17 protein-coding genes are annotated in these 17,703 nt (G+C 68.7%); 10 read left to right on the top strand and 7 right to left on the bottom strand.

Annotated elements, in window-relative coordinates; translation table 11 throughout:
- Positions 1 to 13 precede the first annotated feature (13 nt).
- Positions 14 to 484, bottom strand: a complete 471-nt coding sequence (locus AC3IF3_RS17110; protein WP_243970214.1) for a (2Fe-2S)-binding protein — start codon at positions 482 to 484, stop codon at positions 14 to 16.
- Positions 485 to 617: 133 nt separating this feature from the next.
- On the opposite strand from AC3IF3_RS17110, the gene AC3IF3_RS17105 reads away from it, so the two are divergent.
- The 3 genes from AC3IF3_RS17105 (at position 618) to AC3IF3_RS17095 (ending at position 3,588) form a co-directional block, all read left to right on the top strand.
- Positions 618 to 1,211 (top strand): hypothetical protein, encoded by a 594-nt coding sequence (locus AC3IF3_RS17105; protein ID WP_489229638.1) that lies wholly within the window; start codon positions 618 to 620, stop codon positions 1,209 to 1,211.
- A gap of 332 nt (positions 1,212 to 1,543) precedes the next feature.
- Positions 1,544 to 2,209 (top strand): winged helix-turn-helix domain-containing protein, encoded by a 666-nt coding sequence (locus tag AC3IF3_RS17100; RefSeq protein ID WP_489229637.1) that lies wholly within the window; start codon positions 1,544 to 1,546, stop codon positions 2,207 to 2,209.
- On the top strand, positions 2,206 to 3,588 hold the full coding sequence (locus AC3IF3_RS17095; RefSeq protein WP_489229636.1) for an ATP-binding protein: 1,383 nt from the start codon (positions 2,206 to 2,208) through the stop codon (positions 3,586 to 3,588). The genes AC3IF3_RS17100 and AC3IF3_RS17095 overlap by 4 nt, the downstream gene beginning before the upstream one ends.
- On the opposite strand, the gene AC3IF3_RS17090 is transcribed toward AC3IF3_RS17095, so the two are convergent.
- Together AC3IF3_RS17090 and AC3IF3_RS17085 are read right to left on the bottom strand one after the other, a co-directional pair.
- Entirely contained in the window at positions 3,572 to 3,922 is a 351-nt protein-coding gene (locus AC3IF3_RS17090; protein WP_489229635.1) for a cytochrome c, read from the bottom strand. The two genes, AC3IF3_RS17095 and AC3IF3_RS17090, sit on opposite strands and share 17 nt — an antisense overlap.
- 15 nt (positions 3,923 to 3,937) lie before the next feature.
- Entirely contained in the window at positions 3,938 to 5,170 is a 1,233-nt protein-coding gene (locus AC3IF3_RS17085) for a molybdopterin-dependent oxidoreductase (protein WP_489229634.1), read from the bottom strand.
- A 295-nt stretch (positions 5,171 to 5,465) separates the two neighbouring features.
- Between AC3IF3_RS17085 and AC3IF3_RS17080 the strand changes: the two genes are divergently transcribed.
- Positions 5,466 to 5,969, top strand: a complete 504-nt coding sequence (locus AC3IF3_RS17080) for a hypothetical protein (protein WP_489229633.1) — start codon at positions 5,466 to 5,468, stop codon at positions 5,967 to 5,969.
- A gap of 84 nt (positions 5,970 to 6,053) precedes the next feature.
- On the opposite strand, the gene AC3IF3_RS17075 is transcribed toward AC3IF3_RS17080, so the two are convergent.
- Positions 6,054 to 6,950: a LysR family transcriptional regulator gene (locus tag AC3IF3_RS17075; protein ID WP_489229632.1), complete on the bottom strand. Its 897-nt coding sequence runs from the start codon at positions 6,948 to 6,950 to the stop codon at positions 6,054 to 6,056.
- A gap of 118 nt (positions 6,951 to 7,068) precedes the next feature.
- Here AC3IF3_RS17075 and AC3IF3_RS17070 point away from each other — a divergent pair, with 118 nt between their 5' ends.
- From AC3IF3_RS17070 to atzF, 5 genes are read left to right on the top strand one after another with little or no spacing between them, the layout of a single operon-like run.
- Positions 7,069 to 8,019: an ABC transporter substrate-binding protein gene (locus AC3IF3_RS17070; protein WP_489229631.1), complete on the top strand. Its 951-nt coding sequence runs from the start codon at positions 7,069 to 7,071 to the stop codon at positions 8,017 to 8,019.
- Entirely contained in the window at positions 8,016 to 8,879 is an 864-nt protein-coding gene (locus AC3IF3_RS17065; RefSeq protein ID WP_489229630.1) for an ABC transporter permease, read from the top strand. The genes AC3IF3_RS17070 and AC3IF3_RS17065 overlap by 4 nt, the downstream gene beginning before the upstream one ends.
- Before the next feature lie 5 nt (positions 8,880 to 8,884).
- Positions 8,885 to 9,667 (top strand): ABC transporter ATP-binding protein, encoded by a 783-nt coding sequence (locus AC3IF3_RS17060; RefSeq protein WP_489229629.1) that lies wholly within the window; start codon positions 8,885 to 8,887, stop codon positions 9,665 to 9,667.
- Positions 9,667 to 10,581 (top strand): polysaccharide deacetylase family protein, encoded by a 915-nt coding sequence (locus AC3IF3_RS17055; RefSeq protein ID WP_489229628.1) that lies wholly within the window; start codon positions 9,667 to 9,669, stop codon positions 10,579 to 10,581. The genes AC3IF3_RS17060 and AC3IF3_RS17055 overlap by 1 nt, the downstream gene beginning before the upstream one ends.
- 32 nt (positions 10,582 to 10,613) lie before the next feature.
- Positions 10,614 to 12,419 (top strand): allophanate hydrolase, encoded by a 1,806-nt coding sequence (atzF, locus tag AC3IF3_RS17050; protein WP_489229627.1) that lies wholly within the window; start codon positions 10,614 to 10,616, stop codon positions 12,417 to 12,419.
- 227 nt (positions 12,420 to 12,646) lie between these two features.
- On the opposite strand, the gene AC3IF3_RS17045 is transcribed toward atzF, so the two are convergent.
- Complete coding sequence (locus AC3IF3_RS17045) at positions 12,647 to 13,612, bottom strand: GlxA family transcriptional regulator (protein WP_489229626.1); 966 nt, start codon at positions 13,610 to 13,612, stop codon at positions 12,647 to 12,649.
- A 117-nt stretch (positions 13,613 to 13,729) separates the two neighbouring features.
- Here AC3IF3_RS17045 and AC3IF3_RS17040 point away from each other — a divergent pair, with 117 nt between their 5' ends.
- Complete coding sequence (locus AC3IF3_RS17040; protein WP_489229625.1) at positions 13,730 to 14,407, top strand: HD domain-containing protein; 678 nt, start codon at positions 13,730 to 13,732, stop codon at positions 14,405 to 14,407.
- A gap of 438 nt (positions 14,408 to 14,845) precedes the next feature.
- Here AC3IF3_RS17040 and AC3IF3_RS17035 read toward each other — a convergent pair whose 3' ends face one another.
- Both AC3IF3_RS17035 and AC3IF3_RS17030 read right to left on the bottom strand, forming a co-directional pair.
- Positions 14,846 to 15,817: a transporter family protein gene (locus AC3IF3_RS17035; RefSeq protein WP_489231321.1), complete on the bottom strand. Its 972-nt coding sequence runs from the start codon at positions 15,815 to 15,817 to the stop codon at positions 14,846 to 14,848.
- A 603-nt stretch (positions 15,818 to 16,420) separates the two neighbouring features.
- Positions 16,421 to 17,689 (bottom strand): MSMEG_0569 family flavin-dependent oxidoreductase, encoded by a 1,269-nt coding sequence (locus AC3IF3_RS17030; protein WP_489229624.1) that lies wholly within the window; start codon positions 17,687 to 17,689, stop codon positions 16,421 to 16,423.
- Positions 17,690 to 17,703: the final 14 nt, after the last annotated feature.

Genomic DNA, 17,703 nt, shown 5'->3' with positions numbered 1-17,703 from the left:
ACGGTGACCTTCCTCAGAGCGTGCCGGCGGCGCGCTGGACGGCGCGCACGATCCGCAAATGGGTGCCGCACCGGCAGAGGTTCTGCGCCAAAGCCTGCCGGATCGCGGCCTCGTCGGGTTTCGGGGTCTCGTTGAGGAGGGCCGCCGACTGCATGATCATGCCGTTGATGCAGTAGCCGCACTGCGCGGCCTGTTCGGCGATGAAGGCGGCCTGGATCGGATGCGGCTGCTCGGGGCTTCCGAGGCCTTCCAGCGTCACGACCTTGGCGCCGGCCTTCAGGCTCGAGACCGGGGTGATGCAGGAGCGTACCGCCTGACCGTCGATGTGCACCGTGCAGGCGCCACATTGGCCTAGGCCGCAGCCGAAGCGTGGACCATGCAGGCCGAGATCATCGCGCAACACATAGAGGAGCGGCGTATCGGGGTCGTCCACGCTCACCTGCGCCGCGCGCCCGTTCACGTCCAGCGACATCTGCTGCGCCATCGGGTGTCTCCGTGGAACCATTCTTGAGTGCTCGGCCTATACCCGGCGTAGATCCGGAGCAACGCGACGGCGTGACAGCGGCCCCCAATCGCTGCACCGGGCCGAGCTGCCACCAGCACCGTCAGGGATGCGCATGTCCTCGCAGATCCGCCTTTGCACCCTCGCATTCGTGCTCGCGTTGTCTGCCGGTCACGCAGGGGCCGCCGAGGGCGTTGCGCAGGACTGGCCCGCGCCTTCGCAGAAAGCCGCGGAGGCCGTGACCGAAAAGTACGGCGCACCGCAGGAGCAAACCGCGACCATGATGATCTGGCACCGCAACGGGCCATGGATCCGAACCGTGGTGCACAAGGTCGGGGCCAAGCACGACTTCCCGGTCAAGCACAGCGACGTGCTGGAGCAGAGCCTGCCCTACAAGGTTTCGCTCAATCTCTTCAGCGCCATTGCGACGTTCAACGGCAGTGTGATCCCGGACCGAACGCGGGGTACGCTCACGGCCTACGGCGCCAGTGAAGCCGAGAACGTCCTAAGCTTGAACTTAGCCCGCGCGGTGGTTCGCGGCGAGCTCACGGCGGAGCAGGCGCGCGACAAGCAGGTCGCGGCGGCACAGCAGCTGGCGAACGGTCAGGTGCCAGGCCTGGCGTCCAAACTGACGCTCGATCAGCAACAAGAGGGTGACGTGTCCGACCCGGACACCGCGATGATTATGCCGCCGGGGCAAAAGCCGTAGCTCATGACGCTCAGCCAGCCGAACCGATGCGCCTGCGTTGAGCTCAACCTAAGCGCACGGAAAGGTTGCGACTCATCCCGGCCTTGGAAGCCGGTCAGGTAGACTCCGTGGATGCGGACATCCGTCTCGTTGCTCGTCCGGCTAGAGGGCGATCCGGGATGTAGCCGATCTGAAGCCGCTCTTTTATCGCGAGGGAGCCGCCAAGGCGTGCCGTTCAGCGCGCCGCCGGGGACGCGCCCGCAGCCTGAACCCACAAAGTTGCCCCAAGCCACACCCAGCGTGGTACTTCGATGCGATCGCAGCGCATGCCACAACCCTAAAGCGAAGGTTCTGTGCGCATCCTCGTTCTCGAAGACGACCCCGTGCTTTCGGATGGCCTGGTCTCAGGATTGTCTTTGCACGGAATGATCGCGGATTGCGTCGCCACATGCGGGGACGCGGTATCGATCTTTGATGCGACGCAGTACAGCGCGGCGATCTTGGATTTGATGCTGCCCGACGGCTCCGGGCTGGACGTGCTGAGCCACATTCGCGCGCGGGACGACGCTACACCGGTCATGGTCCTCACCGCGATCGACGCCGTTGCCGACCGGATCGCCGGGCTGGACCGCGGCGCGGACGATTACATGGGCAAGCCGTTCGACCTCGGCGAACTCGCAGCCCGGCTTCGTGTGATGATCCGGCGGGCGGCCGGACGCGCCTCTGCTACCTTTGCGTGGCGCGACCTCACGATCGAGCTGAGCAGCCGGTTGGTCGCGCGGGCGGGCGTCGCGCTCAACCTTTCGCGCCGCGAGTTCGCGCTGCTGGAGGCGCTGATCGAGCGGCCCGGCCGTGTGTTGTCCCGAAGCCAGCTGGAAGCGCGCCTCTACGGCTGGAACGAGGAGATCGGCAGCAACGCGCTCGAAGTCCATGTCCACAACCTGCGCGCCAAGATCGGTCGGGACGCGGTCGAGACCGTGCGCGGCCTCGGCTACCGGATCCGGGAGGACCGCGCGTGAACTCCCTGCGCATGCGCCTGTTCGCCACCCTGGTCACGGCAACCGGGCTGGTCTGGCTCGCCGCCATCGCCTGGACCTATGTCGACAGCCGCGCCCAGTTCGAGAGCATCCTCGACCGCCGCCTCATGGAGGCGGCCCGCATGGTCGACAGCTTGTTCACGCCGGCCCGGGCGGGGGCCGCGCGGCAGGCGGGCGGAGAGGGCGACGCGCTGGCGCGGGTGGTGAGCTACGACCGTCACCTCAGCTGCCAGATCTGGTCTCTGGACGGGCGCCTGATCGGCGCCTCGGACGGGTCGCCGGATCCGGTCTTGTCGGACCAGCACGAAGGGTTCTCGAACCGCGTGGTCGAGGGTCAAGCTTGGCGTGTCTACGCCCTGTCCGACCCGGCCAAGGGCTTCCGCATCCTCGTGGGCGACAATCTCGGGCAGCGGCGGCAACTGGAGCACGGCCTCGTCGAGAGCCTGCTGCTCACCGCCGGTTGCGTCCTGCCGATCCTGGCGCCGCTGATCTGGCTCAGCGTCGGCCGGGGCCTGCGGCCGCTGAACCGCGCGGCCCGCGACCTCGCCGCCCGGGATGCCGACAACCTGGAGCGGGTCGAGACCAGCCGGATGCCGTCGGAGATCCGACCGCTGGTCGATGCGCTGAACCGGCTGTTCGGTAAGGTCGCGGCTGCGCGCGAACACGAACGCACCTTCCTGGCCTATGCGGCGCACGAGTTGCGGACGCCGCTGGCCGGCCTGAAGACGCAGGTGCAGGTGGCCATGCAGGCGCCCGGGGCCGCCATGCGGGATGCCGCCCTCGCCCAGACCCTGCGCGCGGTCGATCAGTCGGCACGCCTCGTCGAGCAACTCCTGACGGTCTCGCGCCTCGACAGCGGCGGGCGCCCGGCCGCCATGGCCTGGATCCCCGTGGAGGAGCGCCTGCGCGACCTGATCGCCGGGATGGGCGGCGTGCCGACGCCGGAGCGCGTCGCCCTCGCGCCCGCCCTCACCGGGCTCGAGATCCACATGGACGAGGACCTGTTCGACCTGGCCATGCGCAACCTGATGGAGAACGCCCTGTTGATGACACCGCCGGAGGGGGCGATCACCTGGGACGCGACGCTCGGTGCGGATGGAGGCGCCACCCTGTCGATCACCGACGAGGGGCCCGGCATCGCCGAGGCGGAGCGGGCCCTAGTGATCCGGCGCTTCGTGCGCGGCAGCCGGCGGGCGAAGCTCGGCAGCGGCCTCGGCCTCTCGATCGTCACCATGGCGCTGGAGCAATCCGGCGCCCGCCTGCACCTCGACGGACGGGACGGCGGCCCCGGCCTCAAGGTGAGCGCGATCTTCGGCCCCGGGCTCGCCAGGCGTGCGCCGCCCGCTACGGCTCGCCTTTGACCCGGGCGAGGTAGTCGACGATCACCCGCGCATCCTCCGGTGTGATCGGCGCCTTGTAGGCGGTGATCATCTTGTCGACGACCGCGTGCCACTCCTCCCGGGAGAGGGCCGGCTGGTTCAGAGTGTGGTCGGCGGAGTGGCAAGCCGTGCAGTTCGACGCGATGACGTCGGAGCCCGGCCCGGCGGGGAAACCGACATCGTCGCCGAAGGGCAAGTCGATCTCGGGCGTCGGGCGAAGCTCCAGCGGCGCGGCGGCGCGGGCCGGCGCCGAACCGGTAAGAAGGCCGGCCAGCAGGGCGGTACGGAAGGATCGGGACAGGAGGGATCGGGACATGGTCGCGCTCACCCCTCAGGCCGCCACGAGGTCGAGGGTCTCGACCTGGTTGGACATGTAGCCCCCCGGGTTCCAGACGCGCCGCATCGGCTGCATCACCCGGTCGGTGTTGGTGCAGCGGGCCATCACGGCGTGCGCCCCGCGCGCCGGGAGGCTGATCGTGGCCTGCCATTGCCGGAAGCCGTAGGTGCCCTCATCCTTGCCAAGGGTCGTGGGCTGCCAGGTCCGGCCGCCATCGAGCGACAGGTCCACCGCGGCGACCCCGCGGTCGCCCCCGAAGGCGATGCCGCGCACCGGTTGCGGGGCCCCGACCGGGACGCTGTCGCCCGGCTTGAGATTGGTCACGAACGAGCGGGGCAGGTTCCGCGTGATCGGGACCATGCCGAAGCCCTTCTGTCCGGGCTCGACTGTGTAATTGGCCGTGTCCGGCACCCGGTAGCTCCGCGTGGTCCAGACGCTGGGATCGGGGTGGTCTGTCACCGCGATGTCGTCGAGCATCTTGATCCAGTAGACGGCCGACCAGCCGGGGACGATGAGCTTGAGCGGGAAGCCGTTCAACATCGGCAGTTGTTGGCCGTTCATCGCGAAGGCCAGCATGACCTCGCCGTCGCGGGCGTGATCGATGTCCAGGGCCTTCACGAATTTCGGTGCGTCAGGCAGCAGCGGCTCATCGAGGCCGCCGAACTGCACATGGGTGGCCCCGCCCTTCACGCCGGCGCGATCAAGGACATCCTTCAGGCGCACACCGGTATAGAGAGCGTTGCTCATGGAGCCGTTCGCCCATTGGGCACCGGCGACCCGGGGCTGCGCGTAGAGACGCGAATTGCCGGCGCACTGGCTGACCGCCGCGATCTCGAAGCGCGGCAGATCGTGGATCAACTCACGCAGCGACAGCGCCTGCGGCCGCTCGACGAGGCCGTGGACTTTCAGGGCGAAGCTGTCGGTGTCGACGCGGGTCGGGAAGGTGGCCCAGTGCCAGCTGACGAAGTGCCGATCGTTCGGGGTGAACACGCCGGTGTCGAAGACGTCGAACGGCGTCTCCAGCCAAGGCGGCCGGGTGCGCTGGACGATCATGCGCCCCTTTTCGGGATAGGTCGTGGTCATGGGCCGGGTGCTCGGGCCGCCCGGGACATGGAAATCGAAGGTGTCGGCGCGAGCTCTGCCGGCGAGCAGGCCGATCCCGCCGAGGGCGGCGGCCGACAGGAGGCCGCGGCGGCTCGGAGACGATAACGAGGTGTGTTGAGGCATCGGATCGAAGGTTCCGCTGAGCCGGAGCCCAAAGGGCCGGCACAGGGTCTCCGCGCCCCTCAGCTTAAGGGCACCTTAAAGGCGCAGGGGCTCGCCGCGGAACGCGTATAGGTCGAGGGAAGGCGGTGACGTGGGACGCACCGAGCGTGTCGTTGTGTCCGTCGAAGAATCGCATCGTCTTCTCCGTCGCCTCTTCCCGCTCGGTGATGGGGTCCTGAAACGAAGGGCGTCCCTGTGCGGGACGTGTCGGCCGTCGGTCATGCGGCTCCGCGGACAAGCAGGGCGGGGCAGCCGGTTGGCCGGCATCACCAATGCCCCCACAGCCAGCAGCCCGACCATCACCGACATGCCGGTGGCCATGCTGCTCGTCGCGGTCTTCACGCTGCCGAGGATGATCGGGCTGAAGAGGCCGCCGGGCACGCCCACGACATCTATGAAGGCGATGCCACCCGGCGCGGCGCTGCGGTCGAGATCGTCGGCCGGGATCGCCCACGGCACTGTGTACGACGCCCACATCATCGCGGCGGCGAGCGTGATGCCGGGCAGGGCCAGTGACGCCCCCGGCGATGCGGTCGTGGTCCACGAAGCCGTGGCCATGATCCTGGCTCGTTCTGGGGTCAAACGGCGAGCGTTGACCCTGTCGAACCTGATGTGTTCACAGGCGGTGACCCCTCCCCGACCCGGGGTCCGCTTCGAGCGCGCAGGTGGCGGCAGCGGAAGGACCGATTTGGGCGCGAGGCTGCTGTTCGGCTTGCCGTCCGCTCGATGTGACCACGCTCATGGACGGATCTCTCTGTAGACCCCCATCGTCGTGGCCTCTGGTCCTTCGAAGCCGAGAGGCCCGAGATCGACCACCGTTGGCACCCTCGGGCGGTACGACTCGTCAGGCGGCGTCCCGGTTCAGCCGAGCAACAAGCTGATCGGCAAACTTCGCCGCAGCCACGGAGAGTGACCGCCCGCGCAGCTGCGCGAGGACCAGTGTCATCGGCGTCAGATCACGAACGTCGATTGGACGGCTGTGCAGGCGCGGATCCTGGGGTATTCCACTGGGGATCTGCAAGCTGATCACGTCCTCCCGCGCAGTGAGATTGCGCAGGAATTCCAGCGAACCCGATTCGACGACCGGGCGAAGCTCGACCCCGCGCCGCGCGAGCGCATGCTCGATGTGGTGGCGGATGGCGAGCGAATGGTCGGGTAACGCCAGGGCATGGGCCAGGCACTCGCGCAGCCGTACGGGTCCGGTCTCCCGCGCCAGCGCATGTCCCTTGCGCATCAGCGCGCACAGGATCTGGTGACCGGAGAAGAGGAGATGCAGCTCCGCCGAGGGCGGCGGCTGCAGGATCAGGGCGAGATCCGCTTCGAATGCCGCCAGGGCGGTCACCGCCTGCGCGTGGTCGCGGACCTGGACGGTGAAGCCGACCTGGGGAAACTTGGCGCGATAGGCCTCGACCTCCTCCGGCACCACCTGCGTGACGAAGGCTTGACTGCAAGCCAGACCCACATGTCCCCGCCGCACGCCCGACAGGTCGGCGATCTGCGATCGCACCCGGTCGAGATCCGCCGCTTGATCACGGATGTGACGGGCGAAGAGCTCGCCGGCCGCGTTGAGGCGCATCCCCTGCGGGAGGCGTTCGAAGATCGGCGTGCCGAGTTCGTATTCGAGTTCTTGGATCTGCCGGGTCAGGGCCGACGGCGTCAGGTTCAGCCGCTCCGCCGCGCGCCGGATCGACCCGGCGCGGGCGACTTCCGCGACGTATGTGAGGGTGCGCAGACGCTTCACACCGGTATCCTCCGGTGCCGTTGCCCAGAATGCAACGGCACGCTCAGGGAATAGCACTTCCTTGCAACAGGGCGCGCGCCTAGCATCGGTGCGATCAGGACCCTGCAGGAGCCGTTCGATGATCCGCCGACGCACCCTCCTGGCCGGTCTCGGGGCCGGCCTCGCCCTCGGACCCCTGTGCGGCGCCCGCGCCCAGGCTGCGCCCGTCACGATCCGGATGGGGTCGCTCAAGCTGATCCATTCGATCGCGCCGAGCTTCTACGACCGCTTCACCCCGGCTGGCGTAACGGTTGAGGTGGTTCCCTTCGAGAGCCCGACCGAGTGCAAGAACGCCGTCGTCACCAAGTCGGTGGATTTCGGCACCTTCGGCATCGCAGCCGCCACCCTCGGGGCCGCCGCGGGCGAGCCGATCGTGGTGATCGCCTCGACCTGCAACCGCGGGATGGCGGTGATCGCCAGGAAGGATTCCGACATCCACGCGATCAAGGACCTGCGCGGCAAGCGGGTCGCGATCTGGCCCGGCAGCACCCAGGAGGTGTTCGTCCTCGAGCGAATGCGGATGGAGGGCCTGTCCGTGAAGGACATCACGCCCGTGCGGATCTCCTTCTCGGAGATGCACATCGCGCTCGCGCGCGGCGATGTCGATGCCTATGTCGGCGCCGAGCCCGGACCCGGCGTCAGTCTCGCCTCCGGCATCGGCCAGCTCGTCGAGTATCCCTACGGCACCGAGATGGGTGCCCTGAACATGGTGTTCGGCGCCCACCGCGACACGCTGACCGAGCGACCCGATCTCGTCCGGACCATGCTGGAGATCCACCGCAAGGCCACGGATTTCGCGGCCGGCGACCGCGACGCGATGATCGCCATGGCGGTGGCAAAGCTAGGCCAGAAGCGCGAGGCTCTGCAACTCTCGGCGCCGAACGTCGAGCTGACCTGGCGCCTTGGGCCGGACGAGGTCCGGCAGGCCGGTGCCTACGCGCAGCACATGCTCGCGCTCAAGCAGATCAAGCGCCTGCCCGAGCCCGGCTTCTTCGACACACGGTTCGTCGATGCCATGGGGCGGGCGTGAGTACCGGGATCGAGGTCGGCGGGCTGCCGGTATCGGCGACCGTGCCGCCGGCGCCCCGGGCCGACCGGACCGGCGTCGCGCTCGCGCGCCTGAGCCGGCTGGCGCTGGCCTGCATCGTGCCGGCCGTGCTTCTCACGGTCTGGCAGCTCACCACCGCCGGCCGGCCCTACAGCCTGATCCCGCCTCCCGCCGATGTCTGGGCGGAGATGCGGGATCTCGCGGTCGGCGGCATCAACGACGATGCCTTCAGCGGCACCCTCTGGACCCATCTCGCGGCCTCGCTGGGGCGCGTTTACGGCGGCTTCGCCCTCGCGGCCGCAGCAGCCCTGCCGCTCGGCTTGCTGATCGGCCGCATCCCGCTGATCCGGGCGCTTCTTGATCCGGTCCTGCAGGTCCTGCGGCCGGTCCCGGTCACGGCGTGGCTGCCGCTGGCGATGATCCTGTTCGGGCTCGGGCCGCGCTCGGCTTTCTTCCTGGTGTTCCTCGGGGCGTTCTACCCGATCCTGGTCAACACCGTATTCGGAGTCCGCGCGGTGGAGCCACGCCTGTTCGAGGCGGCGGCGATGCTGGGCTGCACCGGGCCGGCCCAGTTCCTCCGGGTGGTGCTGCCGGCGTCCCTGCCGTCGATCTTCACGGGCCTCCGGCTCGGCCTCGGCTTCGCCTGGGTGGTGATCGTGGTCGGCGAGATGACCGGCGTCCAGACCGGTCTCGGGGCGATCATCATGGAGGCGCGCCAGCTCTCGCGCACCGAGATCGTGATTTGCGGCATGGCGGTGATCGGCGTGGCGGGCTTCGTGTCCGATTGGCTGGTCATGCTGCTGGGCCGGCGGCTGCTCGCATGGAGCCCGACCCATGGATGACGCCGATGGCTGATCCGACGATTCCGATCCTCGACATGCGCGCGGTCTCGAAGACCTACGCGGTCGGCGGCCGCAGGATCGAGGCCCTGCGCGAGGCCGATCTCACCGTCTCCCGCGGGGAGTTCGTCTGCCTGCTCGGCGCCTCGGGCTGCGGGAAGTCGACGCTGCTGCGCATGGCCGCCGGCTTCGAGACGCCGAGTTCGGGCGAAGCCGTGATGTGGGGGCAGCCCATCGCCGGTCCCGGGCCGAGCCGCGGCATGGTTTTCCAGGATTACGGCCTGTTCCCCTGGCTCACCGTGCGCGACAACATCGGTTTTGGCCCAAAGGCCCGCGGCCGGCCCGCCGCAGAGGTGCGCGACATCGCCGAACGCTACAGCACGCTCGTCGGCCTTCAGGCCTTCGCGGACGCCTACCCGCACCAGCTCTCGGGCGGGATGAAGCAGCGCGTCGCCATCGCCCGGGTGCTCGCCAACGAGGCCGAGGTGGTGCTGATGGACGAGCCGTTCGGTGCACTGGACGCCATGACCCGGGAGCGGCTGCAGGACGAGTTGCTCGACCTCTGGTCGCGCACGGGGCTGACGGTCCTGTTCGTCACCCACGCCATCGAGGAAGCGATCTTCCTGGCCGACCGCATCGTGATGATGTCGCCCAGCCCCGGCCGGATCGAGGCGGTGTACGATGTCGGCCTGCCGCGGCGGCGCGACGTGTCGAGCCCGGCCTTCAACGATCTGCGCCGCGTGCTGGCCGCGCAGCTCCACAGTCATCACGCCCCGAAGGCTGCCGCCTGATGGCTACGGGCCCCGACGATCCCCGCCGGCCCGAGAACCGCCTCGCCTACCGCGCCACCATCGACCGGCCGCGCCTGACGTTGCCCGGCGGGAAGCACGTCGCCGTCTGGCCCGTGGTCAATGTCGAGCACTGGCTGATCGACAATCCCATGCCGCGCCAGATCCTGGTGCCCCCCACCGCAGCGAGCCTGCTGCCCGATCTGCCGAATTGGGCGTGGCACGAGTACGGCATGCGGGTCGGCTTCTGGCGCTTCCTCGACGCGTTCACCAGCCGCGGTATCCGCCCGACCCTGTCGATCAACGGCTCGGTCTGCACCGCGTATCCGCGGATCGCTCAGGCGGCCCACGAGGCCGGCTGGGAGTTCATGGCCCACGGCTTCCACCAGGTCCCGACGCACCGGGTCGAGGACCAGCCGGGGATGATCGCCCGCACGCTTGCGGCCATCGCGGACGTGACCGGGCGTCCGCCGCGGGGCTGGCTCGGGCCGGGCCTCACCGAGACCCTTGACACGCCCGATCACCTCCACGCCGCGGGCCTCGACTATGTCGGCGACTTCGTGGTCGACGACCGCCCGTGCCGGGTGGCGACGCGCACCGGTCCCCTCGTGGCGCTGCCCTACTCGGTCGAACTGAATGACATCCCGCTGCTCGCCATCCAGCACCACCGCGCCGACGAGTTCGTGGACCGGGCCCTCATCGACCTCGACCGCCTCGCCACGGAGGCGGCGGGCCCCGGCCCCCTCGGTGGCGCCAAGGTGATGGGCTTTGCGATCCACCCCTACATCACCGGCGTCCCGCACCGCATCGGCCTGCTCGAACGTCTGCTCGATGCTCTCGCGGTGCGCAGCGATGTGGTCTTCATGCAGGGTGGCGAGATCCTCGATTGGTACCGCGCCACCGGCGACGAGTCCTGAACCTTCGCGCCGGTCTGAGACGAGGAGCTGTCGTGCCCCCATTCCCGACGATTCCGCTCCTGCATGCCGCCTATGCCGCGGGCCTCGATCGGCGCGACGTCGTGGCCGAATGCTACCGGCGGCTCGCCGCGGTCGATGATCCCGGCATCTTCCTCGCGCTGGTGCCGGAAACCGAGGTGCAGGCGCAGGCGGCGGCGCTCCCGCCGTTCGATCCCGTATCGATGCCGCTCTGGGGTGTCCCCTTCGCGGTCAAGGACAACATCGACGTGGCCGGTCTGCGGACCACCGCCGCCTGTCCGGACTTCGCCTACGCCCCCGCCGAGACCGCCTACGCGGTGGCGCGTCTCCTCGCAGCCGGGGCGATCCTCATCGGCAAGACCAACCTCGACCAGTTCGCCACCGGGCTCGTCGGCCTGCGCACGCCCTATCCAGCTCCGCGCAATGCCATCGATCCGGCCTATGTGCCCGGAGGCTCCAGCAGCGGCTCGGCCGTCGCGGTGGCCCACGGGATCGTGTCCTTCGCCCTCGGGACCGACACGGCGGGCTCTGGGCGGGTGCCGGCGGCGCTCAACAACATCGTGGGTCTGAAGCCGTCCCTCGGGTCGGTCTCGAGTCGCGGCATGCTGCCCGCCTGCCGGACCCTCGATACGCTGTCGGTCTTCGCCGGTACCGTCGCCGATGCCGACGCAGCCTTCCGCGTGATGCTGGGTCCCGACAGCGCCGATCCCTGGTCGCGGGCGCTACCCGTGGCCGCCGCGCCGTCCGGACTTCCCCCCGGCCTGCGCCTGGGTGTGCCGGATGCAGCGGGTCTTCGGTTCGGTGGCGACGGACTTTCGCAAGCGGCCTTCGCGGCGACGGTCGCCGATCTCGAAGTGCTCGCCGGCAAGGGGGCCCCCATCGATTTCGCGCCGATGTTCGCCGTCGCGGCGCTGCTCTACGATGGGCCGTGGGTCGCCGAGCGTTACGCGGCGATCCGCCCGGTGATGGAGACGCGCCCCGGGATCCTGCATCCGACAACGCGGGCGGTGATCGGCGCTGCACATCGCTACAGCGCCACAGACGCTTTCGCCGGGCTCTACAGCCTGGCGGAGCTGCGCCGGTCAGCGGACGCGGTCTGGGACCGCGTCGACGTGCTGGCGGTCCCGACCTACCCGCGCCCGCAAACCTGCGCGGCGTTGATTGACGATCCCATCGGGCCGAACAGCGAACTCGGGACCTATACGAATTTCGTCAATTTGCTCGACTGGTGCGCTCTGGCGGTCCCGGGGCGGCTCCGCGCCGACGGCTTTCCGGCCGGGATCACGCTTCTCGCACCCCGCGGGTCTGACGGGCTGCTCGTGGCGCTGGGCGCCCGCCTGCACGCCGCGTCCGCCGGCCGGATCGGCGCGGGCACGATGCCCGTGCCCGAGGTCGAACTCGGCTCGGTCCAGGCCGGTCCGGGGGAAATCGAGCTGGCGGTCGTTGGCGCCCATTTGTCGGGTCTACCTCTGAACCGGGAACTGGCCGAGCGCGGCGCTCGGTACCTGCGCACGGTCACGACCGAACCGGACTATCGCTTCTACGTCCTACCGGGCGGGCCGCCGCAGCGCCCGGGCCTGCTTCGGGTGGGCGCCGGCGAAGGGGGTGCGATCGAGACGGAGGTCTGGGCGCTGCCACCCGTCGCCTTCGCGACCTTCGTGGCCGGCATCCCGGCACCGCTCGGTATCGGCACTGTGCGGCTCGCAGACGGGACGGCGCCGAAGGGGTTCCTGGTCGAGGCGGCCGGCGTCGCGGGTGCGGCCGACATCACGCAATTCGGCGGCTGGCGCCGCTACATGGCCGGTCGTGCAGCGGCCTAGCAGACCGGCCGCTCCATATGTCTCCCCCGAACCGGAGGATCGGCTCCGCCCGTAGCTCTGCCGGGCCCCTGATCCCGATCGACGGGAATACCCCGTGTGGCTGTGCCTCACGCGGGCAAATCCCGGTGCCTGTGCCGCCGTTCATAGCCGAAAGCGGCTGGTCTTCTGTCGGGTAACCACAGCCAGGAAGCGGATGCGCCGCAGCCCGCGCGACGATCAGTCCACCGTCAGGCGGGTGCGTGTCTGCGCCGGTATTCGGCCGGCGTCGTGCCGACTCGGCGCACGAACGCCCGCCGGAGCGTGTCGGCGTCGCGGAACCCGCAGGCACCCGCAACTTGCTTCAGGGGGACATCCTCAGTCTCAAGGAGCCGGCGGACGGCCTCGATCCGGACATTCTCGACGTAGGCAGCGGGCGTGAGACCGGTCTCGGCCCGGAACAGGCGCGCGAAGTGGCGTGGGCTCATCCCCGCCCGCTCGGCGAGGCGGTCGACGCCGTGATCCTCGGCCGGGCGCGTCGCGACCCAACGCTGCACCTCCTGCAGGGCCGAGCGGCCGGTTGGGGCGCTGACGCCTCGACGGCTGAATTGCATCTGACCGCCGCCGCGCTTGAAGAACATGACGAGCTGGGCCGCGACCCGGCGTGCGATCTCCGCACCCAGGTCCTCCTCGACGAGCGCGAGGGCGAGATCGAGCCCGGCCGTGACCCCGGCCGCGGTTCGCAGCGGCCCGTCGAACAGGCAGATCGCGTCCGGCTCGACAGTCGCTTCAGGAAACCGCTCCGCCAGCACCTCCGCCACGGCCCAGTGCGTCGTCACCCGGCGGCCGTCGAGCAGGCCCGCGTGCCCCAGGAGGAACGCCCCGCTGCAGACCGAGCCGTAGCGCCGGCAGCGCCCCGCGGCCCGCCGGAGCCAGTCCAGGAGATCGGCCCGGATCAGGAGTTCCTGTATCCGGGGTGCGCCCGCCACCAGGAGGGTGTCGAGGCGCGTCAGCTCGGCACCGGGTGCAACCAGATCCGCGACCAGGCCGCGACCGGACGACGAGATGATGTGGCCAGGCTCCGTCCCGATGATGGCCAGGTCGTAGACATCCCGGCCGCTCTGCGCGTTCGCCTCGGCGAAGACGTCGAGGGGGCCGGCCACGTCGAGGAGCTGAACACCGGGAAGCGCCAGGACGGCGACGGATCGGGGGGCCATGCAGGCTCCATGGCTGACGATTTGCGTACGATGGCAGAAATCGTCGCAACAAGACGATTGATGCCACACGGGAAGCCCCGTAGCTCATTGGGACGACCGACGCAAAGGAGATCCGCCGTGAGCATCCATTCCGAGGCCGCCATCCCCGACAGCACGATCGCCCGGGCGATCACCGCGTTCGTCCGCGACACCGAGACCGAGTTGCTCTTCAACCATTCGAGCCGAGTCTATCAGTTCGGGGCGCTGGCCGGCGTCCATCGCGGGCTGACGTTCGACCGTGAGCTGCTCTATGCGGGCGCCATGTTCCACGACCTCGGGCTGATGCCGGACCACAGCAGTGCCGAGGAGCGCTTCGAGGTGGACGGCGCCAACGCCGCCCGCGATTTCCTTGAATCGCACGGCGTGCCGGAGACGGACGTCTACACCGTCTGGACGGCAATCGCGCTCCACACCACACCTGGCATCCCGGTCCACATGCACCCGGTGGTCGCGCTGGTGACGGCAGGCGTCGAGATGGATGTCCTCGGCCTGACCCACGGCGAGTATTCGGACGCCGAGCGGGAGGCGGTCGTCTCGGCCTTCCCCCGCACGCCCGACTTCAAGGAGGACATCATCCAAGCCTTCTACGACGGCATCAAGCACAAGCCGGACACGACCTTCGGCAACGTCAAGGCCGATGTCATCGCCGACAAGGAGCCGGGCTTCGTGAAGGGGAACTTCTGCAGCGTGATCCGGGCGTCCCGCTGGCCCGGCGGCACGCATGCACCGGGTTGCGGATGCGGGCACCACGACTGAGCCGCCCACCCGCCCGGCGGAGCGTTGCATTTACCGTCGGGCGCGGCGCGCGATCTGCCTGCCGATAGGCAGACCATGGTCGCCGGGTCACGCTCTAGGGCGAGCGCCGGCGAGCATCCGATGTATCGGCGCCGCGTCGACGACGACCATGGACGGCACGTCCTGCACCGACCGTCCCGGATCGGAGACGCCGACCATGATGACCTGCCGAAGCTTGAACCGTACTCTGTTCGCGACCGCTGCGCTGCTTCCGGGGACCTTTGGCCCAGGATTTTCCGCGGGCGCGCAACTCAGCATGAATGGGCGGGGCCGAGCGGGTTTAGCTGTTGAGACCGGGCCGCTCGGCCCCTATCGAAGCGTGGAACCTGGGAAGGATGTCCACTTCGATACTGCGCGCACTGCGGCCCCGTCCGGACCGCGGTGAAGGATTACAGGGCGTCAGCCCTTGCGGACCAGCGGCGATACCACCGCAGCCGGCGCCGGAGGCATGTAGAGCGGGACGATGAACCGGAGAAAGCCATCGGTCGAGTAGTTGTCGCGCGTCCGTCCGAGGGCGTTCGTGTATTGGGCGCCGGTGACCACGTCGCGGGCCACGTAGGCCTGTACGGTGAAGGCCTTAAAGTCGTAGCCGACGAGGCCACCGACCGCGAAGCGGCCGCGATTGCCGCTCGCCGCACTGAACTGGCTCGTGTCGAAATTGTAGACGCCGTAGGCGATCGGGCCGATCTCGAAGTTCCCGAACTTCTTCGTGGCGGTCAGATCGAGCAGGATGGCATCCGAGAGGCGGATCGGGCCGATCGCGGCGCCGACCGGACCGCCGAAGCGGCCGGGGGTGTCGTAGACGTTGCCGGTCAGGTTGGCGGTGATATTCCAGCCGTCGCCGGTATAGCTGCCGGCGACGCCGAACCGGTAGGTGTTCGACGAGAGTTGCGGCAGAATCGGCGTACCGGACAAGCCGGTCCCAAGTGAACCGCGGCCGGCATCGAGGTCGTTCAGGTGAACGCCACCCAGGAAACTGACGCCGAAATTGTTGCCGAGGTCGAACGCCCAGATGCCGGCGAGCAGGGTACCGACGTTGATCGAGATGTCCTTGTTGCGCTGGCCGGCGCCGTTGCGGGTGAAGGCGAACACGGTGGGCTGCGCGATGAGGGCTTCGATACGGCCGCCGAGCGGAGTCAGCGGGGTCGACCAGAGCAGAAACGGGACGTTGATCGCGGTGTCGGGCGAGAACGGCTGATCGGTGCGACGGTAGATGAAGGTGTCCACCGCGTAGAGGCCCTCGGGCAACGGCGCGCCGGCGGCGAGGCCGACCTGTTCACCCGGAATCGTTGTTGCTTGGGCAAAGGCGGCCGTGGCGCTCAGTGCGACGGCCGCAGCGCCCGCGAGCGTTGCCGTGATCCTGTTCAGCATCCTCAATCCCCTTTTCGCCGGGCGCGGGCCGAGCGTTCCCGTTCGCCGAAAAAACCCCGGCGCAGCTTTCGACAGGTTGTGTTGTTGGACCGCAGGGTCTTGTTTGTATGGAAACGCGATCAATTTGTACGTATTTCCATATCGACTGTGAGTGTGCCATTGTTTAACTTAGAGTCGACTGTAAAAATAGCGGTCGATACGAGGAGACTTATTCGTGTTGCGTCGAGAGCACGCTTGTCGGCAACCGGGCTGGCAAAATGCCGGTACGGAAACGTATGGCTCCGGTCTTCCGGCGATGCGAACGGGAGCGGCCCATCGGAACCCGGGAGTTACGCTGATGAAGGCCTGAGCGATCGACACCCGATGGCGGCGTCTCGTCAGCCTCTTGCAGCGCCGATTCTCCGACCGACCATTCGTCGGGAGATGCGCCATACCCATTCTGCAGCGGGCAGCATTCGATGGGGGATGCATCGAGCCTGATGGGCAGACGCAGCGGCCATCGCCCGCACGCCTCTGGAAGGCGGCGCGGCAGCAGGTTTCAGGGCTTCATTCCCCCCGCATCGGAGAGGAAGCGATGGAGGCGCCGCCCCGGGGGCGCCCGGCCTACACGGCGAACTTCAGGGCGAAGCGCTCAGCGCCGAGGCGTTTCTGGATGGCCTGCGCGACGAACTCGGCATCGCGGCCGACCGCGCCGAAGCGGCCGGAGCCCCAGGTGTTCAGCCAGGGCAGTCCGATGAAGTAGACGCCGTCCTCCTTCGTCACGCCACGCTTGTGTTTGGGGCTCCCCGCACCGTTGAAAACGGACGCGTCGAGCCACCGGAAGTCCGGCGTGAAGCCGATGCACCAGACGATCGCGGTGATGCCCGAGCCCGCCAGGGCGAGGCCGGTGACGGGCTCGTCCGGTTCCCAAACGGGGGTGTAATGCTCCTGTACCGGAGCGTCGACGTTGTTCTCGGCGATGTACTTGTCGATGGCCGCGTTGATGCCGTTGTATGTCCGGTCGGCCGCCTCGAGTGAGCGCTTGAGGTTGTCGCGGAATCGCAGCGTTCCGTCGTCATAATCGTCCAGCACGCCGTAGAGCTTCATGCCCTCCTTGGCGAAGCGGCGCAGGTCGATATCCCGGCCACCGTCGCGACCGGTCACGTAGTGATTGGTGTTGTCGCGAACGCCGTCGCGCAGCGGATGGTTGTCGACGGTCATCTCGTAATAGCCCATATCGGCGAGCCACGTGACGACGTCGCGACCGCGGTAGAACCGGGCGCAGCGCGGTGCATCGCCCACCGCGCAATGAACCTTACGGCCCGCCAGGTGCAGATCCTCGGCGATCTGCGCGCCGGACTGCCCGGAGCCGACCACGAGGACTTCGCCCTCGGGCAGCTGGGCCGGATTCCGGTATTGGTTCGAGTGGATCTGCGTCACCGTCGGCGGCAGCTTCTCGGCCATGCGCGGGATGATCGGGGTGTGATAGCCGCCCGAGGCGACGACGACCTCGTTCGCCGTGTAATCGCCGTCCGACGTGTGGACCGAGAAGATCCCGTCTTCGGCTCGTGCGACGCGTGTGACCGCGACGCCCTCGCGGATCGGCGGGTTCACCTTGGCGACGAAGCCCTTCAGGTACGCGACGATCTCGTCCTTCCTCATGAATCCGTCCGGATCCGGCCCATCATAGGGATGGCCCGGCAGGTCGCATTGCCAGTTCGGCGTGACCAGGCAGAACGTGTCCCAGCGCTGGCTCGACCACGTGTGCGCGGCCGTCTGCTTCTCGAAGACGAGATGATCGATCCCGCGCTGCTTCAGGTGATAGCTGACCGAGAGGCCGGCTTGGCCACCGCCGACGATGGCGACCGGGACGTGACGGGGCGTGGACGTCATGGCTCTAACTCCGC

It is taken from the genome of Methylobacterium sp. J-118 (genome assembly GCF_057836565.1).
This window is presented reverse-complemented; position numbering and strand designations above follow the sequence as displayed.

Coding starts and splice junctions, on each gene's coding strand:
- AC3IF3_RS17110 (WP_243970214.1), bottom strand. CDS start 484: ATGGCGCAGCAGATGTCGCTGGACGTGAACGGGCGCGCGGCGCAGGTG.
- AC3IF3_RS17105 (WP_489229638.1), top strand. CDS start 618: ATGTCCTCGCAGATCCGCCTTTGCACCCTCGCATTCGTGCTCGCGTTG.
- AC3IF3_RS17090 (WP_489229635.1), bottom strand. CDS start 3,922: ATGTCCCGATCCCTCCTGTCCCGATCCTTCCGTACCGCCCTGCTGGCC.
- AC3IF3_RS17085 (WP_489229634.1), bottom strand. CDS start 5,170: ATGCCTCAACACACCTCGTTATCGTCTCCGAGCCGCCGCGGCCTCCTG.
- AC3IF3_RS17070 (WP_489229631.1), top strand. CDS start 7,069: ATGATCCGCCGACGCACCCTCCTGGCCGGTCTCGGGGCCGGCCTCGCC.
- AC3IF3_RS17060 (WP_489229629.1), top strand. CDS start 8,885: ATGGCTGATCCGACGATTCCGATCCTCGACATGCGCGCGGTCTCGAAG.
- AC3IF3_RS17055 (WP_489229628.1), top strand. CDS start 9,667: ATGGCTACGGGCCCCGACGATCCCCGCCGGCCCGAGAACCGCCTCGCC.
- AC3IF3_RS17045 (WP_489229626.1), bottom strand. CDS start 13,612: ATGGCCCCCCGATCCGTCGCCGTCCTGGCGCTTCCCGGTGTTCAGCTC.
- AC3IF3_RS17035 (WP_489231321.1), bottom strand. CDS start 15,817: ATGCTGAACAGGATCACGGCAACGCTCGCGGGCGCTGCGGCCGTCGCA.
- AC3IF3_RS17030 (WP_489229624.1), bottom strand. CDS start 17,689: ATGACGTCCACGCCCCGTCACGTCCCGGTCGCCATCGTCGGCGGTGGC.